Annotated in this window: 20 protein-coding genes; 12 read left to right on the plus strand and 8 right to left on the minus strand. The window is 48.8% G+C overall.

Annotation, left to right across the window (positions count from 1 at the left end; genetic code table 11):
• The first annotated feature begins 223 nt into the window (after window positions 1–223).
• From KNQ13_RS09385 to KNQ13_RS09395, 3 genes are all read left to right on the plus strand, one after another.
• Window positions 224–1,909, plus strand: coding sequence for a LytS/YhcK type 5TM receptor domain-containing protein (locus KNQ13_RS09385; protein ID WP_026830614.1), 1,686 nt, complete (start codon window positions 224–226; stop codon window positions 1,907–1,909).
• 103 nt (window positions 1,910–2,012) lie between these two features.
• Complete coding sequence (locus KNQ13_RS09390; protein ID WP_014969295.1) at window positions 2,013–3,041, plus strand: aldose epimerase family protein; 1,029 nt, start codon at window positions 2,013–2,015, stop codon at window positions 3,039–3,041.
• A 72-nt stretch (window positions 3,042–3,113) separates the two neighbouring features.
• Window positions 3,114–3,968: a DegV family protein gene (locus KNQ13_RS09395; RefSeq protein WP_014969296.1), complete on the plus strand. Its 855-nt coding sequence runs from the start codon at window positions 3,114–3,116 to the stop codon at window positions 3,966–3,968.
• A gap of 62 nt (window positions 3,969–4,030) precedes the next feature.
• Here the strand turns inward: KNQ13_RS09395 and crcB (KNQ13_RS09400) are convergent, their stop codons facing one another.
• Together crcB (KNQ13_RS09400) and crcB (KNQ13_RS09405) are read right to left on the minus strand one after the other, a co-directional pair.
• A complete protein-coding gene (gene crcB / locus KNQ13_RS09400; protein ID WP_014969297.1) occupies window positions 4,031–4,387 on the minus strand; it encodes a fluoride efflux transporter CrcB in 357 nt (118 codons plus the stop codon).
• Window positions 4,384–4,785 carry a fluoride efflux transporter CrcB gene (crcB, locus tag KNQ13_RS09405; protein ID WP_026830615.1) on the minus strand — a complete coding sequence of 134 codons (402 nt, stop codon included), beginning with the start codon at window positions 4,783–4,785 and terminating at the stop codon, window positions 4,384–4,386. Before crcB (KNQ13_RS09405) ends, crcB (KNQ13_RS09400) begins: the two co-directional genes overlap by 4 nt.
• A gap of 124 nt (window positions 4,786–4,909) precedes the next feature.
• Between crcB (KNQ13_RS09405) and KNQ13_RS09410 the strand changes: the two genes are divergently transcribed.
• Complete coding sequence (locus KNQ13_RS09410) at window positions 4,910–6,403, plus strand: methyl-accepting chemotaxis protein (RefSeq protein ID WP_236624358.1); 1,494 nt, start codon at window positions 4,910–4,912, stop codon at window positions 6,401–6,403.
• A 101-nt stretch (window positions 6,404–6,504) separates the two neighbouring features.
• Window positions 6,505–7,434, plus strand: a complete 930-nt coding sequence (locus tag KNQ13_RS09415) for an NADP-dependent oxidoreductase (protein ID WP_026830617.1) — start codon at window positions 6,505–6,507, stop codon at window positions 7,432–7,434.
• 51 nt (window positions 7,435–7,485) lie between these two features.
• Here the strand turns inward: KNQ13_RS09415 and KNQ13_RS09420 are convergent, their stop codons facing one another.
• Entirely contained in the window at window positions 7,486–8,256 is a 771-nt protein-coding gene (locus KNQ13_RS09420; protein WP_026830618.1) for a nucleotidyltransferase domain-containing protein, read from the minus strand.
• A gap of 80 nt (window positions 8,257–8,336) precedes the next feature.
• On the minus strand, window positions 8,337–8,708 hold the full coding sequence (locus KNQ13_RS09425) for a winged helix-turn-helix transcriptional regulator (protein ID WP_026830619.1): 372 nt from the start codon (window positions 8,706–8,708) through the stop codon (window positions 8,337–8,339).
• Between the two features lie 120 nt (window positions 8,709–8,828).
• Between KNQ13_RS09425 and KNQ13_RS09430 the strand changes: the two genes are divergently transcribed.
• Window positions 8,829–9,683: a VOC family protein gene (locus KNQ13_RS09430; RefSeq protein ID WP_026830620.1), complete on the plus strand. Its 855-nt coding sequence runs from the start codon at window positions 8,829–8,831 to the stop codon at window positions 9,681–9,683.
• 268 nt (window positions 9,684–9,951) lie between these two features.
• Here KNQ13_RS09430 and KNQ13_RS09435 read toward each other — a convergent pair whose 3' ends face one another.
• Entirely contained in the window at window positions 9,952–10,746 is a 795-nt protein-coding gene (locus KNQ13_RS09435) for an NUDIX domain-containing protein (protein ID WP_051590478.1), read from the minus strand.
• Window positions 10,747–11,116: 370 nt separating this feature from the next.
• Here KNQ13_RS09435 and KNQ13_RS09440 point away from each other — a divergent pair, with 370 nt between their 5' ends.
• Window positions 11,117–11,704 carry a DedA family protein gene (locus tag KNQ13_RS09440; RefSeq protein WP_014969305.1) on the plus strand — a complete coding sequence of 196 codons (588 nt, stop codon included), beginning with the start codon at window positions 11,117–11,119 and terminating at the stop codon, window positions 11,702–11,704.
• Window positions 11,705–11,810: 106 nt separating this feature from the next.
• Here the strand turns inward: KNQ13_RS09440 and KNQ13_RS09445 are convergent, their stop codons facing one another.
• The gene (locus tag KNQ13_RS09445; protein ID WP_026830621.1) at window positions 11,811–13,190 is read right to left on the minus strand and encodes a hypothetical protein; all 1,380 of its coding nucleotides are present in this window, start codon (window positions 13,188–13,190) and stop codon (window positions 11,811–11,813) included.
• A 356-nt stretch (window positions 13,191–13,546) separates the two neighbouring features.
• On the opposite strand from KNQ13_RS09445, the gene KNQ13_RS09450 reads away from it, so the two are divergent.
• From KNQ13_RS09450 to KNQ13_RS09470, 5 genes are all read left to right on the plus strand, one after another.
• Window positions 13,547–14,920, plus strand: a complete 1,374-nt coding sequence (locus KNQ13_RS09450; RefSeq protein WP_034774146.1) for a PepSY-associated TM helix domain-containing protein — start codon at window positions 13,547–13,549, stop codon at window positions 14,918–14,920.
• Window positions 14,917–15,363 carry a hypothetical protein gene (locus KNQ13_RS09455; protein WP_014969308.1) on the plus strand — a complete coding sequence of 149 codons (447 nt, stop codon included), beginning with the start codon at window positions 14,917–14,919 and terminating at the stop codon, window positions 15,361–15,363. The genes KNQ13_RS09450 and KNQ13_RS09455 overlap by 4 nt, the downstream gene beginning before the upstream one ends.
• Window positions 15,364–15,535: 172 nt before the next feature.
• Entirely contained in the window at window positions 15,536–16,909 is a 1,374-nt protein-coding gene (locus tag KNQ13_RS09460; protein ID WP_026830622.1) for a hypothetical protein, read from the plus strand.
• A gap of 72 nt (window positions 16,910–16,981) precedes the next feature.
• Window positions 16,982–17,539 (plus strand): copper resistance CopC family protein, encoded by a 558-nt coding sequence (locus KNQ13_RS09465; protein WP_026830623.1) that lies wholly within the window; start codon window positions 16,982–16,984, stop codon window positions 17,537–17,539.
• Window positions 17,536–18,555, plus strand: a complete 1,020-nt coding sequence (locus KNQ13_RS09470; protein ID WP_026830624.1) for a copper resistance D family protein — start codon at window positions 17,536–17,538, stop codon at window positions 18,553–18,555. The genes KNQ13_RS09465 and KNQ13_RS09470 overlap by 4 nt, the downstream gene beginning before the upstream one ends.
• A gap of 44 nt (window positions 18,556–18,599) precedes the next feature.
• Here KNQ13_RS09470 and KNQ13_RS09475 read toward each other — a convergent pair whose 3' ends face one another.
• Together KNQ13_RS09475 and KNQ13_RS09480 are read right to left on the minus strand one after the other, a co-directional pair.
• The gene (locus tag KNQ13_RS09475) at window positions 18,600–20,390 is read right to left on the minus strand and encodes an acyltransferase family protein (RefSeq protein WP_026830625.1); all 1,791 of its coding nucleotides are present in this window, start codon (window positions 20,388–20,390) and stop codon (window positions 18,600–18,602) included.
• A 125-nt stretch (window positions 20,391–20,515) separates the two neighbouring features.
• A complete protein-coding gene (locus KNQ13_RS09480) occupies window positions 20,516–20,671 on the minus strand; it encodes an ATP-binding protein (RefSeq protein ID WP_150111978.1) in 156 nt (51 codons plus the stop codon).
• Between the last annotated feature and the right edge of the window lie 28 nt (window positions 20,672–20,699).

The following is a 20,699-nucleotide window of genomic DNA, read 5'->3' on the forward strand; positions in this document are numbered from 1 at the left end:
ATGTGGTGTGGTAACTCCATTCTACACGAGGCCGTTATGGGCTTTTTGTGTTTTCCGTCAGGTGTTGCACTTAATATTACAATTCGTCTGTATAAAACATCAGTTGAAAACTAAAAAACGATCAGAGTGTGCAAAGAATCAAAACAGGAGTAGGGAAATGGAAGGGTGAGCGGGAAAGAGTAAAGAGACAAAAGATGTTTTTAGACGAGAAGGGAGAAGTCCAGTGCTTGAGCAAATCCCGTTTTTACTGAGCCGGTTAGGTATGTTAGCCTTATTGGCCTTTTTATTGTCCCAGTGGCGAACGTCACGCCACCTGTTCCAAACATCTTCACGGCGTGCCCATCGTCTGATTTTATTGAGTTTGTTTGTCCTATCCGGTATTTTGATGAACTATGCAGGCATCGGCATTTCAGCCGATCAAACGATTGACCCGTTACTCGGCTTAGCCGTCTCACCGGATCAGTGGATCGTCGATACGCGGTTGACGATCGTCGTCACGAGTGGTCTGCTTGGCGGTCCGGTCATCGGTGGTTTGACGGGACTGCTTGTTGGGTTTCACCGCTTTTGGCTCGGTTCGTTCGGCGCAGAGTCCGGTTGGATCATCGCCATCGGCACAGGACTGTTAAGTGGATTGTACAGCCGTCAGTGGCGGGTCAAGGATGGTTATTCCTTGTTGCAACCGATTGGAATCGTCTTGTGTGCCGTCCTGCTTGATATTGGAGTGGCCTTGATACTTGCGACGAATCAAGCCCTTGTGTTGGAGCTGACGCGTCAAGCGATCTTTCCGATGCTTGTTGCCAATGTGGTCGGAGTCAGTGTCTTCATCGCGATCTTACGGACACAGTTACGACTGGAGCAAGAATTATTTATTCGCGAATCGGCCCGTTCCTATCGATTACTAGACGCAATCCGTCCATTGCGTAAAAACGGAATGACGGTTGATGTCGCCCGGCAGATCGGAGCGACGATTCTGACGGAAACGAAAATCAATCGTGTCGTCTTGCTTGGAGCGGAAGGGATTCTAGCCGATGTCCGGACTGGACAGGATACAGCGGATTTATTTCAGCATCAGACCATCCTCGACTGGGTCGAGGATGGACAAATCTATCGGTCAGAAGACAAGTTGACCCATCAAGTCGTATCGTTTCATCCATTACACATCGAAGGGAAAAAAGCCGGTATCGTCTGCTGGTTTCCGGCCGATTTATTTGACGATACGATGGAGCGGACGATGGAACAGTTGGTTGACTTACTTGCCCGCGAACTGATCACCTATCAAGAGGAACAATTGGCACAGTTTCCGAGTGCGACGATCAAGCCGATCCTCAGTACGAACTACCTCCTTGGAATCATCGATGAGATTCATCAGACGGCTGATCCCGGTACACCGGTCAAACATCAACTGGGAGCGCTTCGCCAACTATTGATGACGGCCCGACGCCTCGATGCCTATCCCTTACGAGAAGAGCTGCTGACGCTCAAATCGTATCTCTCCTTGGAAGGAATTCGGCGTCATCATCCATTGACACCTGCGGCCGTCACGATTGATTTGGATATCGAGACGGCCGTCGAGGAACATTTCGTGTTCCCGTTGTTTGTGACGCAACTGGTCGATAATGCGTTACGGCACGCCTTTCCACAAAGTGGTCCGCATCATCGGATCGATGTCCGGGCCTTTCAACAGGGATTGCATTGGGTGGTAGAAGTCTCGGACAATGGGACCGGGATGCCACTTGAATTTTTGAAGCGATGGGAGCAGGACAAACGGACGGAAACAAGCAACTTATTTTTGTTGCGGCGGGCACTGCATCGGCGTTATGGAACTGCGGCACGCTGTACGATTCATTCACGACCGGGTAACGGGACACGGCTAGAGATATTCCTTCCCGTCACCACCGATTGGTCCTGACAATCATTTGATTCTGCCCGGTAGAATCGAATGATTGTTTTTTTTTAGCCGATCCTGGGTAAAAATGAAAGCAAGAGTAGATTGACACAGGAGGATAAAACGCATGATTACAACAAAAGAAGTCGGTTTTTCCGGCGAGCAACCGATCATCGCGTTTACATTGATGAATCGTAGCGGACACAGCGTAGAGTTACTCAATTTAGGCGGTAAAATCACGGCAATTCGCGTTCCGGATCAACAGGGAACAATCGAAAATGTCGTATTGGCCTTTGATGATATTGAAGAATATTTAGAAGATCCGCATCACTTAGGAGCAACTATCGGTCGGGTCGGTGGTCGGATCGCCAACGGCGCGTTTGCTCTTGAGGGCATGAACTACCTGTTGGAACAAAACGAAGGGGACCATCACCTGCATGGGGGGAGCGTCAACTGGTCGAACCGTTTTTTTGATTATGAAATCGACGGCGAGACATTACATCTGTTGTTGACGAGTCCAGACGGCGAAAACGGGTACCCGGGACAACTGGATGTCCGGTTGACCATCGACTGGACCGATGACGATGCGTTGATCTTGACGTATCATGCGAACACGACGGCTTCGACTCCGTTTAGTCCGACGAACCATACGTATTTTAATTTGACGGGAAATGCAAAAACGACGATTGAACAACACCGTCTACGGATGGATGCGCCGTTTTATATTCCGTTAGACGACGAATCCGTTCCGACGGGTGAGATTCTGTCCGTCAATGAGACGGTTTTTGATTTTCGGACAGCTCGGTCGTTGTACGAAGTGACACATGCAAGTGACGAAGCGTTACGACAAGCGGGCAGTGGTGTCGATCATCCCTTTTTATTAAAAGAAGGCGGAGAAATCGTGTTAGAAGAACCGGTCAGTGGTCGAACATTGCGTGTCGAGACTGATCAACCGGGTGTTGTCGTCTATACCGGCAATCATTTAGCCGGTGACTTTACGATTGCCGGGCGTCGTGCGACACCGTATCTTGGGATTTGTCTTGAGACCCAAGGGTTACCGGATGCCATCAATCAACCGGACTTTCCGTCTGTCGTCTTACGGGCAGGCGAAGTCTATGAAAAACGGACGACCTTCCAATTTAGTCGAATGCAGTAACGTTTTTTTTGCTAACAACCTAAGCGAATGTGGTAGGATAAAGCGAGAAGAATCTAACGGAGGCATAGGAAAATGACTAAAATAGCATGGGTGACCGATAGTATGGCCTATTTCAAAAAGGAAGAGGCAGAAGCAATCGGCGTCAATGTCGTACCGATTCAAATCCTGCTCGGTGAGACAGCCTATAGTGAGGATACGATTACCGTCGAACGGTTATTCCGAGCGCTTGAGGCAGATAAAAAGCTAGTCGCCAAGACCTCACAACCGATTTTCGGAGAATTCGTCGGAACGTATGAACGCTTAAAAGAAGAAGGATACGACTGTGCGATTGCGGTTCACTGTACGAATGGACTGTCGAGTACGGTTCAAAGTTCGGCATCGGCAGCAGAAGCGGCAAGCTTCCCGGTCCACATCATCGATTCGCATACGGCGTTTGAAAACCAACAGGAATTCATTCGTTACGGGATGGCGCTTGAAGCAGAAGGGAAGTCAGTCGAAGAGATTACGGCGGCTTTACATGAGTTGGCGAAAAAAACGCACTTTTATATGATCGTCGGGAACATGGAGACGATGCGCCGGGGTGGACGTGTCTCGTCCGGAGATTTGTTCCTCGCGAACTTGCTCAGCATCAAACCGATCATCACGACGGATGAATCAGGGAAAATCGTCCCGTTCAAAAAGGCACGATCACTGAAAAAAGCCTACATCGAAATCATCAAACAGGTGGAAGAAGCTATGCGTCAGCAGACCTTCTACAAAAACCGGATTTATGTCGCAACGACGATGGCACCAGAGATGGCTGCTGACTTACGCAAACAAGTGGCAGCGAAGTTTCCGGAACTGACCGTCCTTGACGGAACGTTTGGTCCAGCAATTGGCACACATGCCGGAGCGGAAACGGTTGGCTTGTTCTGGCTGAATGACTAAAAAATAAGAACGAACAAGAACCAGGATTTGTTCCCGTGTGTCGGGGCAAGTCCTGGTTCTTTTTAGATGTTGAATGAAACAATGATTCCTAAAAATGCGGCACTGATACCAAGAAGATAGCTGAGTCCAAGGTAAAGGGCCAACGTTTTTCTGTTTTGATTCTGAACGAGTTGCAGTGTCTCGAGTTTAAACGTCGAAAACGTCGTAAAGGAGCCGAGAAAACCCGTTCCGAGCAATAACGTCCATGTCGAATCAAGATGCGAACCGATGACGAGACCGAGTAAAAAAGAACCGAGGGTGTTGATGACGAATGTCGCCAGCGGAAAATCTTTTTTCCAAATCGTTTTGGTCCACTGGCTGATGGCAAATCGGCTGATAGCGCCAAAAAAGGCACCGGTCGCAAGAGCAACAAGGTTCATGAGGCGTCCTCCTTCTGAAACAGACGTAACCGTCTTGTCCCAAGGGCGTAGCCGAGATAAGACATCAACAATCCACCGAACAAACTGATGACGATATACACAAAGGCGTAACCGTAAAAACCGGCCCGTAACAGTTCAACGGACTCGACGCTGAACGTCGAAAACGTCGTGAAGGAACCAACAAAACCGGTTCCGAGTGCCGTCATTGCGTATTGATGAATCAACGTCGTTTTAAATAAAAAATGAGTTGCATATCCTAAGACGAAACAGCCGATCAGGTTAATGCTTAACGTCGCCCATGGAAACGAACCGACTGTGAAGTGACCAATCAGCAGACTAAGACCATAGCGGGCAGAGGCACCCAAAATACCTGCGATCCCGACTAATACATACAGCATAGGGAGCCACCTTTCAATCGTTTTATTTCACCATACGCTTTTCAGAAATCAAGCGTCAAGTCATGAAAAATCGGTTGAAGACTAAACGTCAGATCCTTTTTTACCGATAAAAGACTGTACGAATATGACAGAAGGAGTTTTGCATATGGTGTCGCCCCTTGAACGATTGAGTACGAAGATACTCTCTCGTCTGATTCCTGTATTGATCACAATTGCCCATCCACTTATTTTTATTTTTGCGCAGATTGATTTTGTCTCGATGAGTGTATTTTATCAATTTTTAATCGGTGGTCTGCTGTTGACCGTGGCGCTACTTGCCGGAAATCATTTTTTCGGAGATCGACCGAGTGGGAAATACGTTCAAATCGTTTTAAGCTATCTTGTTCTTGCGCTTGTGCTTGTGACGTTACCGTCTCAAAGTATTTTTACGATTGCGTATCTGTACTTAACCATTTCCGTCATTTATTTGATGCCGCGTGTAGTCGTTCTTGCAGGTGTGCTCGGGTTATTCGAATTAATTTTCTTTACGGTAACAGGAACCCTTGTTTTTACGAGCACTTTTGATTTAATCGTTGCTTTGATCATCTACTTGATGGTATTTTCAGCAGCCACGTTTGTCGCCGTATTCGGACGAAATGTCATGCGCGAAGTCAGACACCAACAAGAAAAGGCGGAGCACTATGCGGCAACTTCTCAATTGACACTCAGTCAATCGGCAGCAACCGCGACCGATGTCACGACGTTCACAGAAGAGATGAGTGAAACCGTCGATATGGCGAAAGGATCTTTTGAAAAAATCGACGAGGCGATGCAGATGCTCGCAACGAATTCATCGAAAAATGCACGATCTGTCCGACAAATTAAACAAATGAACACAGATAATGTGGAGTTGATTGCAGCCGTCGCGACAGCCGTCGATCGAGCCTTGACGCTCAGTTCGTCTTCGAAGGTGACGGCAGAACAAAGTCGAGAGACGATCAGTGAAGCGAGTGAATCACTGCAACACTTAACACGAAGTATGGACGAATCCGTTGCTGCCTTTGGACAACTTGCAGGACGTTTCAAAGAAATCGTCACGATCACGTCAAGCATCAATGCGATTGCGACACAAACGAACTTACTGAGTCTTAATGCATCCATCGAGGCAGCTCGTGCAGGAGAATTTGGTAAAGGATTTACTGTTGTTGCGCAGGAAATTCGAAATTTGTCAGCACAGACGGCAGCAGCCTCAACTGAAATCAATCAGATCATCGAACGGGTGGATCATGATGTCATGAATACCGGAAGTTCAATCGACGCCAGTACAACGTTACTTCGAGAGCAAGAAGCACGGATGCAACGAAGTCATGTTGCATTGCAGACGATTGCAACGGATTCAAACGATTCCGTTCAAGCGATCAGCGGAGCGCGGCAACAATTCGTGACGATTACAGACAGTTTGACGAACATCACTCAGGCCACGGAACAACTGGATGCCTTCATGGATCTTTTACTGACGAGCAGTGATCAATTATCAGGACTGACACGCTCGCAAGTGGAACAAATCAGTGATCTGCAGCAAGCCATTCATACGTTAAATGCCACGGCATTAACACTTCAACAAACCGCTCATGCCTGACACACGTGTACCGATTCTGACGAGTCGGTACATTTTTTTCGTTTGTCACAAGTCTTGAAGGGGAACAACTAAGAGGTACAACAATCAGAGGAGGAAATGACATGAAAGCAGCTTATATTGAACAGTATGGTGGATCAGAGCAATTTAAGGTTGGTGAGCTAGAGCGTCCGACGATTGGGCCGAAAGATGTTTTGATTGAGGTTCATGCGGCAAGCGTCAATCCCGTTGATTGGAAGCTGCGTGAAGGATACTTAAAGGAAATGCTCAGCTATGATATGCCACTGATTATCGGTTGGGATGTCTCCGGTATTATCGAAGAAGTAGGGGCGAACGTGACGGATTTAAAAGTCGGCGATGAAGTATTCAGTCGTCCGGATATTGCCCGTCAAGGGACTTATGCGGAGTATGTAGCGGTGGATGCTCATCTTGTCGTCAAGAAACCGGAAGCGCTGACGTTTGAAGAAGCAGCATCCTTACCACTCGTCGCTCATACAGCATGGCAAGTCATGTTTGAAGTGATGGATGCGAAAGCCGGAGATAAAATCTTTATCGGTGCCGGTTCAGGTGGTGTCGGAACCGTTGCGATCCAACTCGCGAAAGCTCACGGGTTGCACGTCATTACCTCGACAAGTACAAAAAACGTCGACTGGGTGAAGGAACTCGGCGCAGACGAAGTCATCGATTACACACAAGAGGACCCGGCGGACCGTGTCCGTGATCTTGATTTTGTATTTGATACGATGGGAGGCGACGGACAAGCGAAACTGTATCAGATGCTCAAGGCAAACGGAATGCTTGTCTCGATCTCGACACCACCGGATGAGGAACAGGCGAAAGAAGCACAGGCACGTGTCGCCTATGTCTTCATGCAACCGACAGGCGAACGTCTGCAACATATCGCGCAAGCCGTCGAACGCGGAGAGCTGAAACCCGTCGTCGACCGGATTTTTGATTTGGATCAGATCAAAGAAGCGCACGATTACGGCGAAGAAGGTCATGCGAAAGGCAAGATTGTGATTAAGGTAAAGTAAGACATAAAAAAAGCCGGTTCCTTTAAAAGGAAACCGGTTTTTGTGTGACGTCTAACAGACCTGTTCGGATTCGAGCAAACGGTCGAGTAACTGTAATGTCTCCGGCTGATCAGCCAGCATCAGTTGGAGATGTGACCGTTCTGCCTGCAGAAACTCCCGGTAGAGACGGGCCGCCTCCACATGTGTAGCCGGAACGAGAACCGCATAAATGGCTTCAAGACGTAGACGTGGACCTTCGGGTAAATAATCAGCAATCGTTTTTAAACCGAGTTGCGCCCGGTGAGGAACATACCGGTGCAACAGGACTTTGGCAAATTTGATCAGAGCGCTCCGCAACATCTCGACTGCCCATAACGCATTCCCGCGACCGGCTGCTTTTTGATACTGGAACAAAAACCAGACAGAATCAATCGCTTCATCTGCAGCTTCTTGTGTCCCGAGTGCCAAAGAAGAGGTCTCGACGTACGCATCGAGTTGTCTTTTCGGATCATACAAGACACGAATCGTATCGGAATGGTTTAACGATTCGCGTGTTACCGTAAACAGATCGACATGCAGAAGATCGTCGTATACGACAATCAATTGCGGTGCAACGATAAAGATGTCGTCTTTCCAGATGATCGGGCGATAGACGGACAGGTGCGTCAGTCGACGGGTTAAAAACTTATCCATCCGTTCTTCCGACACGAGGCAGTAGAGGTCGATATCCGAATAAACATCTTCTTCACCACGTCCAAATGAACCTTTCAAAAAAATGGCTTCGACAGCCGGATCTTGTTTGAAGCGTGCCACTAACTGTTCAATCGCATGAAGTTGATGCATGGGTTTCGCTCCCTTATATAGTTTATTCCATCAGTATACGCGAAATAAGGGAGATTATCCCATAAAAAAGAGCGATTCACTTAAAATGAATCGCTGGTACTAGAACTAGTAGCATCTTGAAGCCTGTCTTTCTGCGCCAAATGCTCGACATGTTTTTCGCCCCAGGCATTAATGGCATTTAAAACAGGAATGAGTGTTTTTCCATAATCCGTCAGCGAGTATTCGACACGCGGCGGAACGACCTGATAAATCTCCCGGTGGACGATATCGTTCAACTCCAGTTCCCGGAGCTGGGCCGTCAGCATTTTTTGCGTAATGTTCGGGAGATTTCGTTTCAGTTCGCTGAAACGGAGCGTGTCATGTGTGATCAGTTCGAGCAAAATCGATGGTTTCCATTTCCCGGTCAGGATTTCGAGTGCCGTCTCGACGCGGCAACTTGGGGTCTCTTCCATCGGTAGTCCTCCTTCATGGTATCGTTTAGGATACTATACCACTTCTTTGTGCCTACTTCCGTTCTCTTCACTTCTGACTGATAATGGAGATACGAAGCGAACTTATAAGGAGGAAGCAAGATGAACATCAATCCAAACATTACACTCGGACCCGTCAGCTTACGGATTACCAATCTAGAACAATCGATTGCGTTTTACCGGGATGCACTGGGGCTAAACGTTTTAACACAAGACGAGAAAACGGCAACACTCGGTGCAAAGACAACACCACTCGTCATTTTGGAGCAACACAGCACGGCAAAACAACTGCCCAAAAATTCGGTGGCGGGACTGTATCATTTCGCGATTTTATTGCCGAACCGAAAAGAGCTCGGATTCGTCATCCGCAACTTAATCGCCCAAGATATTGAACTCGGGCAGGGGGATCATCTCGTCAGCGAAGCGTTTTATTTATCGGATCCGGACGGGAACGGAATTGAAATTTATGCCGATCGTCCACGTGACACGTGGACGTATGAAGCGAACGGCGACGTCAAGATGACGACAGACCCGGTCGACTGGCAAAGTATGCTCGTCGAAGCAGGTGAAGAAGACTGGTACGGCATGCCGGCAGATACCGTCATGGGACACGTCCATTTCCACGTCAAATCGCTGGAAGCGGCGCGGAAGTTTTATGTCGAGACGCTCGGCTTTGATGTGGCGGCGGATACTTCAAGAATGCGGGCATTGTTCCTCGCTGCCGGCGGCTACCACCACCATATCGGAACAAATGTCTGGGCGGGGGTCGATGCACCGAAAACACCGGCTGATGCGGTGGGTCTGACCTACTGGACACTGATTTATCCGGATGCTGCTTCGCTTGAAACAGCGGTGGCAACACTTGAACAATCTCCCTACGAAGTCAACCGGCAAGAGGATGCAGTTTACGTCACGGATGACGCCGGCATTACTGCACGTTTACTCTCTAAAGAATGATCAACCTATAGAAAAAAGGATGGCCTCAAAAATCATTCTCTACAAAGATAAGGGTGGCAGAATAATGATCTGCCACCCTTATCTCGTAAAAAAAGAATCACTCGCTTCACGCAACTTCTGCAGGAAAAAGCGCATTTTGCGCTGTCAGAGACAAACAAGACCCGGTTCCCTGCCTGAATGAGGCGGGAAACCTGGCTTGTGTCTCGCCTGAGAAAAGGGCGCGAAAAGTCGAGTGATTCTTTTTTGCATCAGTCCATTTTAATATCTATTAATTGTGACCGGACAAAGCTGACGGTGCATTGCCATCGTAACGACTGACCAGTTCATAAGGACGGACTTTATAAAGGGCATGTGGAAAGTAATGCGGATCCATCGCATCAAGCGTCCGCAACTGGAAATGTTCCCGTTTGATATACGTTTCGATGTTCTCCCGGTTCAAGTCGAAGAAACCGACTTCTGCCGTTTCGCCTTCTTGCGGACGGAGTTCGCCGGCTGTATACGTACCGCGGAATGCAACACAGAGAACGTGACTCGAGATGTTTTGATAAATCCCTGTGATACCGTCAATCGTTACGTCAGCACCGGTCTCTTCTTTGACTTCGCGTTTGACGGCGTCAAGAATCGATTCATGATTTTCGACCTGGCCGCCCGGCATCTCGTACGTGTCGCCCCGATGGAGATTGCGGACGAGCAGGACTTGCCCGGCTTCATTCGTAATATAGGCGGTGACGCTGACGATGGCACGCGGCGGGGCATAGACACCTGTCGCGGTCAAAAAGTCTTCCGTTGATTTAATATAAAGGTTTTTTCCGAGACGAGCGCGTTTTTTCATCGCTTCGCGGCGCAGTGTACTGCCACGGACGTCCCGGTCGACTTGTTCGTAATGTTCACGATCACGATATTCCCAGATCGCAATGACTTCATCTTCTGCTTCGTTCACCCAGCGACCGACAAGACGGGCACCGTGGCTGATTTGTAAAGGGTAGAGATACGTGTGAAAGAACTCGGTAAATTCCTGCAGTCGTTCCGGGCGAATCGTATAGGTCTTCCGGCGATGTAACATGGAAATTCCTCCTCTATCGTTTCAGCAGTTATGTTCTTAGACTACCTTCTCGTACTCCAAACGAAATTCCTTCTTTTCCCCTGAATCCGTTCACGAAAAAACGACTCCGCTTAGAGCAAAGTTGTTTGAGAAGATGCCGTTGGACGTCACGAAAGAACAGACGATCCAATCGAAGTGTTCGGTGACGAGACTACCTACTATAATTCCAATTAGTACAGCCGTTTCTGAGCCTGATGGTACATAAAAATCGAAAGCACTTTTTGGGCGGATGACCAAAAGATAAGAACTAGTTAAGAAAAGAAAAGGGCTCAACTACAGAAAAATCGGGCATACTTTAGTATAGAGAGAAAAAGAGGGAAGTGAGAAGGTAATGGATGTTATGGCGTTGATTCGGTTGGCGGGCGGAATTATGTTTACCCCTTTATCGGATGATGTGTTGATGATGGGGCATGTCGCATTACGAATACGAGAAGGCATTCATCCGATTTTGATTTGGTTGACAGCATGGCCGGTCTTTTTCATTGCCTTTGCCTGGTTTTATCTGCTGGCCCGTTTTTTCCGTGAGATTCCGATCGTGAAACGTTTGATGAAATCAAAATTTTTAGAGCAGGCAGAGTCGATTTTGGAGCGCCGTGGTTTATGGGCGATTGGGTTATCGTTCTTTTTACCGGGTGTCCGTCATCCGATTCATTACGTCGCAGGATTACTGGGTTATCCGTTACCCCGTTATTTAGCGATGACATTCGCTGCGGCAGGTCTCTATACCGGTTTATGGACCTTTTTGATTGTTCGGATCGGAGAAGCCGTCACATGGTCGGAACTAGGGATATGGTTAAGTGAAAATCCAAGTATGGTACTTGTTATTATGGCGGCTTTATTGGCGATCATCATTTCAGGTGTCGTGCACGCAAAACGTCGCAATCGCCTTAAAAAAGAAGAGGACTACATCACGGAATAACTTTATCGGACCCTGGAAAAACACCGTATTCGATCGAGTTATTCTATACATAAAAATATCCCTCTCAGAAATGATTTCTGAGGGGGATATTTTTGATAATCCATTCTTATGCGTTTTGACGTTTACGTGCAAGCACGATTCCAGCTGCTCCAAGAGCAAGACCGAAGAGTGCGATTGCGCCTGTAGTCGCTGCACTTGAGTTCGTGTCGCTCATGCCGCCGTTACCTGTGTTCGGCATTGATTCTGGTGTACCGTCCATGAACTTCTCTGGTGATTGTTTGACGATTGCTTCACCAAGGTTCGCCCCGACGCCGTACATGTAAGCGTATGACTCACGGAACGTGTCGACAGATCCCTTGTAGTCGCCTTCGGCATACTGCATGAACGTATCTTGGACGTACGTCTCATGACCAGAAACCGCTTCTTGTGCTGCTTTTGTCGGAAGGTTTTCTTCCGTCGCTGCACCGAGGAACGCGCCGAAGTCATTTGAGAACATTTTGAGCATCTCTTGTGCGTCACCCATCAATTTTTTGTCATCGTTGATCGCTGCTGTGACGAGGTTCGCTTGTGCTTCGATGTGGTTTTTCGTCCAGACTTGCTCGAACTGATCGGCACCCGCTTGACCGTAGACCGATTTCATAGCTGCTTTGAAGTCTGCTGTGTGCATGTCTTCAGCCCAGTTTGCAGCATCGTAGTCTTTCGCTTGATCGACGCCAGCTGTCATGCTGATGTTCGCAAGAGCGACGTGCTCCGCTGCGAGACTGTTAAGTGTTGACCGGAGGTCAGCTGCTTTTGTATCGGCTTTCGTGTTGTCGAACTTCTCAGGCATCTGTGTTGTGATCGCGACTGATAGGGCTTTTGAGATGTCATACATGCGGCTGTAACCTTCACGGAACGTGTTGTACGATCCTTCGTAGTCACCGGCTGCATATTGTTGGAATGTTTTGTAGACGTCTGCTTCATGGGTACGGAGGACTTCTTCCGCTGCTGCCTTCGGCAACTTACCTTCTGTTGCTGTATCTAAGAAACTTGAAAGATCTTGGACGAACTCTTCCGTCTCTGCTTTTGATGCGTTGATGCCGTCTTGGTCGTCTGCTTTGACCGCCTTGACGAGATCCGTCGTGTATTTGTTATGGTCGACGAAGATTTTCTCGAACTGTTTCGCGCCTTCTTCACCGTAGACCGATGCGATCGCAGGTGTCATGTCGAGGGCGTTCTGTTTGAGTGCTGCTTCATAATACTTAGCATCTTTTGATCCGTCATATTGTTTTTTCATGTCCATGACGGCGAGCACGAAGTGCTCAGAAAGTAACTGATCAAGTGTTGCACGCAGGTCAGCGGCTTTCGTGTTGACCGTGACGTTTTTCGCGTTGTCCTCATGCATCATCTTGTCATCTGACGAACCGCCGGAAGCGAATGCTGCCGTTCCTGGTAATACGAGTGCTGCTGCCATGGCTGTTGCTGCGAATTTTTTAGTATGTTTCATCTTGATATCATCCTCTCAAATTTGGGTGCATCTAACATGTATTTGGTAGTTGTTGTCTGTATCGTTCTGAACAGCATACGCCCCCGGATTCTAATTGGATTTAAAAAAGCTTAAAAAATATGAAATAATTCCAAAATCATTGAGGCGACTTGTAGGGGAAATAAGTATTTTCCTATATAAGAGTGAAAAAACGATGTGGATTTTACTGGTGAAGTTACTTAATTAATACGTAGACATATCACCGGATTGGCAAAAAATCGCCACAGTACGAAGAATTTACAGATCTTGAAACCGCTTATACTTAATTGGTGTTCACGAGGCGGACATATTTTTGGGGGACAAAAAGGGGGGATACGATGACAGAACGGAATCAAACTTCGAAAAAACAACGGAGTTGGTACCAGTCGATGTGGCGGTGGCATTTCTATGCAGGCATTATTTTTGCACCCATTTTTATCATACTTGCCGTCACGGGATCGATTTACTTATTTAAACCGCAAATTGAAGACAGATTGTACAGTGAGATGGTCTTTACCGAAGAGTCCGGAGAACGGGTTTCTTTAGAAAAACAAGTTCAGGCAGTCAACAAGAAGTATCCGGAAGCGACGGTCTCATCCATCGGACAATTCGAAGAAGCCGATCGAACGACGCGGATGGGCGCGATGTTCGGAGAAGAAGCCGGATTTGTTTATGTCGACCCGTATACGGCAGAAGTGACAGGACAACGGCTCGGTGAGGGTCCGCTTGGATTCATCAAGACAATCCATGGGGAATTATTTGCCGGTAAAGTCGGGAACCTGCTCGTCGAACTTGCGGCAAGCTGGGCGATCATTCTATTGATTACCGGGTCCTATCTCTTTTGGCCGCGTGGTGAACGGGGAAGTTTCAAACGGGTATTGTTCCCGTCCTTTCAAAAGAAAGACGGGGCACGGAACTTTTGGAAAGGACTCCATGGTTCAGTCGCGATCTGGTCGACGCTTGGACTTGTTCTGATCATTGCTTCCGGACTTGCGTGGTCCGGTGTCGCAGGAGAGTGGATCAATACAATCGCGACGAAAACGAATTCCAACTTCCCGCAATACGCGTATGGACTGGATGAGACATTGACGTCGCAAGTGGTCACGAAAGACATCGCGGCGGATATTCCGTGGGCGACACAAAATGATGTCGTTCCAACTTCCGGTCCGGCGAAACCGATTCCGATGACCGTGTCAGAAGTGGACCGGGCAGCGACACAACGCGGCATCGTCAAGCCCTATCAAATCACACTCCCGCAAGGCGAACGGGGTGTCTACACGATCTCCTCCTTACATAGTAATCCGGTGCAGGAGAAGACGATGCATTTTGATCAATATTCGGGTACGATTCTCTCGAGCGTGGCGTTTTCCGATTATGGATTGCTCGCGAAGATGATTTCGATGGGGATTGGTTTTCACGAAGGAAAACTGTTTGGCTTGTTGAATCAACTCGTTGGACTGGCGCTTTGTCTCGGTTTGATTTTCATCGTCATCAGCTCAAGTGTCTTATGGTGGAAACGCCGTAACGGAGCTGGAAAATTAACCGCACCGAAACGGGCCGTCGACCGACGTGTTCAAAAAATCGTTGCCGGTTTGATTTTATGGATTAGTCTGACGATGCCGCTGGCCGCTCTATCGGTCGTCACTATCATCGTGCTCGACTTCTTAATTTTTAATCGACGCCGTCATGACAAGGAGGAGCTTGCAGCATGAAACGACTGTTTATGACGAGTATAGTAGTAAGTAGCGTTGTTTTACTTGCCGGTTGCCAGTTTGAAACAAAAGCAGCACCGCCGATGATGAAGGTCGGACTTTATGCGCCAGAGAAAATTGCAGCCGATACGCGCACGACGGTCGCTGTTGAAATTGAAAATCCGCAGGACATTGAGATCGTCCACGTGCAAGTCACACCAATTGGAAGTGACGATACGGAGACGTTCGAAGCAGAAAACAAAGACGGTCATTATGTAAGTAGTATTCCGTTCAAAAAAGCAGGCGTGTATGTCGTCAACGGGATGGTCCATGTCGGTGATCAGCTGTATACACCCAAATCACTGATTCAAGTCGGTGACGTCTCAGAAGCAGAACTGGAACAAGCACAAGCGACCTATCACTCACAAGCACCAGCCACATCTAGCGGTCAGCATCATCATTGATCTCAAAACGCCTCTTCCTGACATTCGTCGGCAAGAGGCGTTTTTGGGAAGGATTGAAAGAATATTTTCCTTGGAAAAATATTTATGAGAAAAAATGTGAAAAAGTAAAACTATTTGTGAACTGCTTACGTTATCTCTGTGTAGTCCAAAAAAACAAAGGGGTGTTTACAAGATGAAGATGAAAAAGTCGTATCTCGCCGTTCCACTCAGTGCCGCATTATTGATTCCAGCAGCAGGTGTCAGTGCCCATGGTCATGAAGATCATAGTAAGATGTCCCACAGTTCGGGTAAGGTCTCCCTCGATGTTTCGTCACCCGCGTCGGATTTGCGAGCGACGCTTGATCAGCTTTTATCTGAACACGCGTATTTAGCAGTCGTCACGATGCAAAAAGGAATTGACGGAAAAGAAGACTTCGAACAAGCAGCGGGTGCCTTGAATCAGAATACGGATGAACTGTCGGCCGCTGTCGGATCTGTCTACGGAGATGAGGCAGGCGAAGCGTTCAAGGAAATCTGGTCGAGCCACATCGGTTACTTCGTCGATTATGTCAAAGCGACGGGTGCCAAAGATGAAGAAGCGAAACAAAAAGCCTTAAAAGAACTTGACGAATACCGCGTCGAACAAGCGGCGTTCCTCGACAAGGCGACAGAAGGTCGTCTGAAGGCAGCGGACTTAGAAGGTGGATTGAAAGTCCATATCACACAACTGCTGACATCGTTTGACAGCTATGTCGCGGGCGACTATGACGCCACGTACAGCAATCTGCGTATCGCCATCGAGCATATGTATATGGTGGGTGAAGGGTTGTCCGGTGCCATCGTCGATCAATACCCGGATAAATTCAAAAATACGAAAGTCGATACACCGGCAGCTGATCTTCGTGCCGGATTAAACCGAAACTTCTCGGAACACGCAGCGCTTGCGATTCTGACGATGCAAAAAGGGATTGACGGAGCAAAAGACTTCGACGCAGCAGCAGGAGCACTTGGTGAGAACACAGATGACCTGACAGCATCGATCGGCTCTGTCTACGGCAGCGAAGCGGCACAAGAGTTCAAGAAAATTTGGTCGAGCCACATCGGTTACTTCGTCGATTATGTCAAAGCGACTGGCGCGAAAGACGAAGAAGCTCGTGACATGGCCGTTCAAGAACTGGATGAATACCGCGTCGAACAAGCCGCCTTCCTCGATGCTGCAACGGAAGGTCGCATGAAGTCGAAAGACTTGGAAGAAGGACTCAAGGTCCACGTCGATCAACTGTTACTGGCCTTCAATAGCTACAATGAAAAAGACTACGATAAAACGTACCCGGCGATCCGTGAAGCTTACGGTCACATGTACGGAGTCGGAGAAGGGACAGCGACAGCCATCGTCGATCAGTTCCCGGATAAATTCAAAGGCAGCCCGGCCGGAATGCCGAACACAGGTCTTGGTGGAGCAGCTGAAGCACAATCGTCAGCGGGTATCCTCTGGTCACTACTCGGAATCGCAGCCGCTTCGATCCTTGGATTCTTCGGACTTCGCGGTCGTCGCTCACAACACTAATCGGACAACCGAACCCGCTGGAAACAGCGGGTCTTTTTCTACACATTTTTCTGAAATCAGGAGGAGTTTACGATGAAGATAAAATGGTTTGTGCTGTTTATTCTGGTCTTATTCGTCTTTCAGCCGTTTTCGGTCTCGGCTCACACAAGTCTAAAGAATTCAAATCCCGAAGAGGGTGCCGTCTTAAAAGAAAACCTGGAACGGATCCGCCTGACGTTTGATACGCCGATCGAAAAAACAAGTACGTTGGAGCTGAAGACGGCTCAAGGTCAGACGGTTGAGCTCGAAAAGCCGTTGATCATCGGCAACGAATTGAGTGCTGTGTTGAAACAGGAACTAGAAACTGGCACATATCGGATTGGCTGGAAATTGATTTCAGAAGACGGTCACCCGGTCGAAGGGACGATTCGTTTTGAAACAAGGTTAGATGAAGCCGTGGCAAGCTCAGTTGAACCAACCGAACAACAAACGGCGACGATGGAAGCAGAACAAGCGAGTGTCGTCCCGACAGAATCGACGGAACCCGTTCAAACCGGTCTTGTCCCGACCGTCTTACCGTGGATGGTCGCAGTCCTCGTCTTAGGAATCATCGTGATCGGTCTGTTGCTCCGCCGTCAAAAACGGTCATGAGTGGGCTCGTCAGTGAACTGCTCATCTATTTAGGCGGGGCACTTTGGGCGGGACGGTTGGTACTCCTGTTTGTGACAGACGATAAAAAACCAACACTCGGTGTGTTGGACGGTGTGGCGTGTGTAGCACTGATCAGCATCGTGACAGGAGCCGGCTTCCCGCTGTGGCGTGTCTTTTCCTATTTTCATCATGAACTGGAGCTGTCGATCCGTGAAGCGATACGGGCGAGTCTATTTGAGGTAAGGATCGGTCAGTATTTTTTGATGGTGTATTTTTCAGCACTGATGGCAATCATCATCGTGTTCATGAAACGAATCTTGCTCATCAAACGGTGGTTACTGCTTGGTGTGACAGTCCCGCTGTTTCTTGGAATTTCCGGAACCAGTCACGCCGCGGCGAAGCATGGCTTGTTGGGGCTTATATTACAGACCAGCCATTTTAGCCTGATGGCGTTTTGGGTTGGCATCGTGTTCGTCATCGGTTGGTGTGCACGGGATGCCAATCGCTGGTCGTCGTTTTTACGGTGGTTCAGTCCGTTCGCCCAACTGACGTTTTTAGGTGTCATCGTGACCGGATTTTTCCTGATGCGTCAAAGTGTTCCGTTAAGCGAGTATCGCAATGCGTGGAACGTCCCGTATGGGCAGGCATTATTATGGAAACACTTATTACTGATTCCCGTGCTTGGTTATGCGTTCATCAACGGGACACTCGTCAAACGGCGGTTGCAGAAGGAACCGGACTTTGATCCGCGGCGCGGTCTACGTTTTGAGAGTCTGATCCTCTGTTGTGTGTTTCTTGCGACAGCAGCACTCAGTAATCTGGAGCCACCGGATTTACAAACCCTTGGAGAGGTCACGCCGATTCTTTGGTCGAACATCGTCCTCCTCTTAACAGGTGGTGGCAGTATCGGATTGTTGCTGTTGACCTATCAAAAGCGCCTGCCGTTCCTGCTCAGCAGTCTGTTCTGTCTGCTTGGTGTCAGTTTGCTATATATCGGACTCGTCTATACGCTCTAAAACAGCCACCTTCTCGACAAACGGAGAATGGTGGCTGTGCTGCGTTATTTAGTAGTAGCGTTACACCCGGTCGCTTTGGCGAGCAGCTTCGAATAAGCCCGGGCACCTTTGATGTTCAAGTGGACACCGTCCTGTTCGAAGTACGACGGATGTTTGACGGCGACCGCATGCCAATCAATGAGCGAGACCCGTTTGCGTTCGGCCGCTTGTTTGAGCATCGTGTTGACCTCCTGCTCCCACGGACGCGGGACCCGTATCGTCACGAGGAAGACGTGATCGGCGTTTGCGAACCGGTCGAGCAGTTCATCTAATTGATCAGGACGGAAACTGCCGTTTGTTCCAAGATGGAGAACAACTTGATGTCCGGTTTGGTTGTACGCCGCATATTTCGTGCTGAGCGGAAGAGCTTCCCGGAGCTGGCGTCCAAGTTTCGCATCGATCGTCACTTGTTGGAGCGTACTGCCGAGATAATCCTCGACCCCGAGCAGAACCGAGTCGCCGATCGCAAGCGTCGGGCGGCACATCAATCGTGTTCGTTTCTCAGGCACCGGGTTCGTTGGCTTTTTGACGAGTGCCGGTTTCGCGTGCGGCGCGGCGACTTTCGGAATCGTTTGGTGAGCCGGTTCGTCCGACACGGCGAGAATCGATAAATTCCCGACAAAGCTGAGCAGGAGCAGGCTCACAAGTGACACCGAAACCCACTTCGTCCGGGAAAACTGCCGGAAGGTCCGGGGGTGAATCTGGAATTGTCGGATGTATCCGAAAAGACCAAGCCGGCGAATCGGTCGCTCGACGAAATGATAGGAGAGTTCGGTCATGATGAGTAAAACCGTTAGAATTCCGAGACTCCGTCCGAACGAAAAGCTGCCGATCTGTTCGACGGGCGTCATCAAGGTGATAAGCGGGAAGTGCCACAAGTACAGACCGTACGACCGTTTACCAATCGCAATCAGCCACTTCGCTGCGAATAAACGGCTCCAGAAAGACGCCGGATGAGCGACGACGGCAATGAGTAAAGCAGCAAGAATAGCGACAAACACAAACCCGCCATAATACAGAAAACGACCGGACTCACTGGTGACGATCATGAAGAAAAGGAGGAACGGGATAGTCACGGCACCGGTAGCGTTCAATAAGCGGAAACCCCGTAACGGAATCTCCCGCTTAAATCGTTCCGGTCGCCAGGCGAAGGCGAGAAGACTGCCGATCAATAACGTAAACAACCGGGTATCTGTCCCGTAATAGACACGGCTCGGATCCGCATTTGGTGTAAACAGGAACACCATCAAGACTGCCGACAGGACGGCAGTCAGTCCGATCCCCCACAGCAAGATCCGTTTGGAGGCAAGCCCGAAGCTGAGCACGACCGGAAAGACGAGATAAAATTGTTCTTCGATCGCCAGCGACCAGAGGTTTTGGACGGGAGACGGTTTTCCGAATGATTCGAAATAGGAGACGTCATGGACGATATACCACCAGTTCGTCAGGTAGACGAGCGAAGCGGCGATGTCCTGGCGAAGCGTATGTAATAAGTCCCGCTCAAACAGCGTCACATAACTGAGGACGAGGACAAGCAGGACGAAAAGCGGGGGGAACAACCGGCGGAAGCGGTGCACCCAAAACCGTTTTAAATCAATCCGTCTGGTCTGTTGCCACTCACTGAGCAACAGGCCGGTAATCAAATAACCGGACAGGACAAAAAACAGGTCGACGCCGAGGAATCCTCCAGGCAGCATCGGGACCGAAAGATGGTACAAAATGACAGCGATGACAGCAAAGGCGCGCAGTCCATCGAGTCCGGGCATATATGTGGTCGAACGGTTCGATGATTTCATAAGTAAAAAACTCCTTCAAAGCTGTGCCTAAAGAATGACATTCTCTAGTGTATCGAATTCCAATTCAGAAGGAGTGTCGAACCAGTAACAACAAACTAAAAAAACAATCCCGTTAAAGGATTGTTTCAGGCAACGGGTAACCGAATCGAGACGATGAACCGAGTTTTTGCGGACGTCAACTCCAATGTTCCTGTATGGAGTGTGACGATTTGCTCGATGATCGACAGACCGATGCCGGATCCACCGTTGGAAGAAACCTTGTACCTTAAGAAAACATCCATGCCTGATTTTCGGCGACATGCCGGACGA

Source organism: Exiguobacterium sp. s128, from assembly GCF_018618815.1.
Taxonomy (GTDB): domain Bacteria; phylum Bacillota; class Bacilli; order Exiguobacteriales; family Exiguobacteriaceae; genus Exiguobacterium_A; species Exiguobacterium_A antarcticum.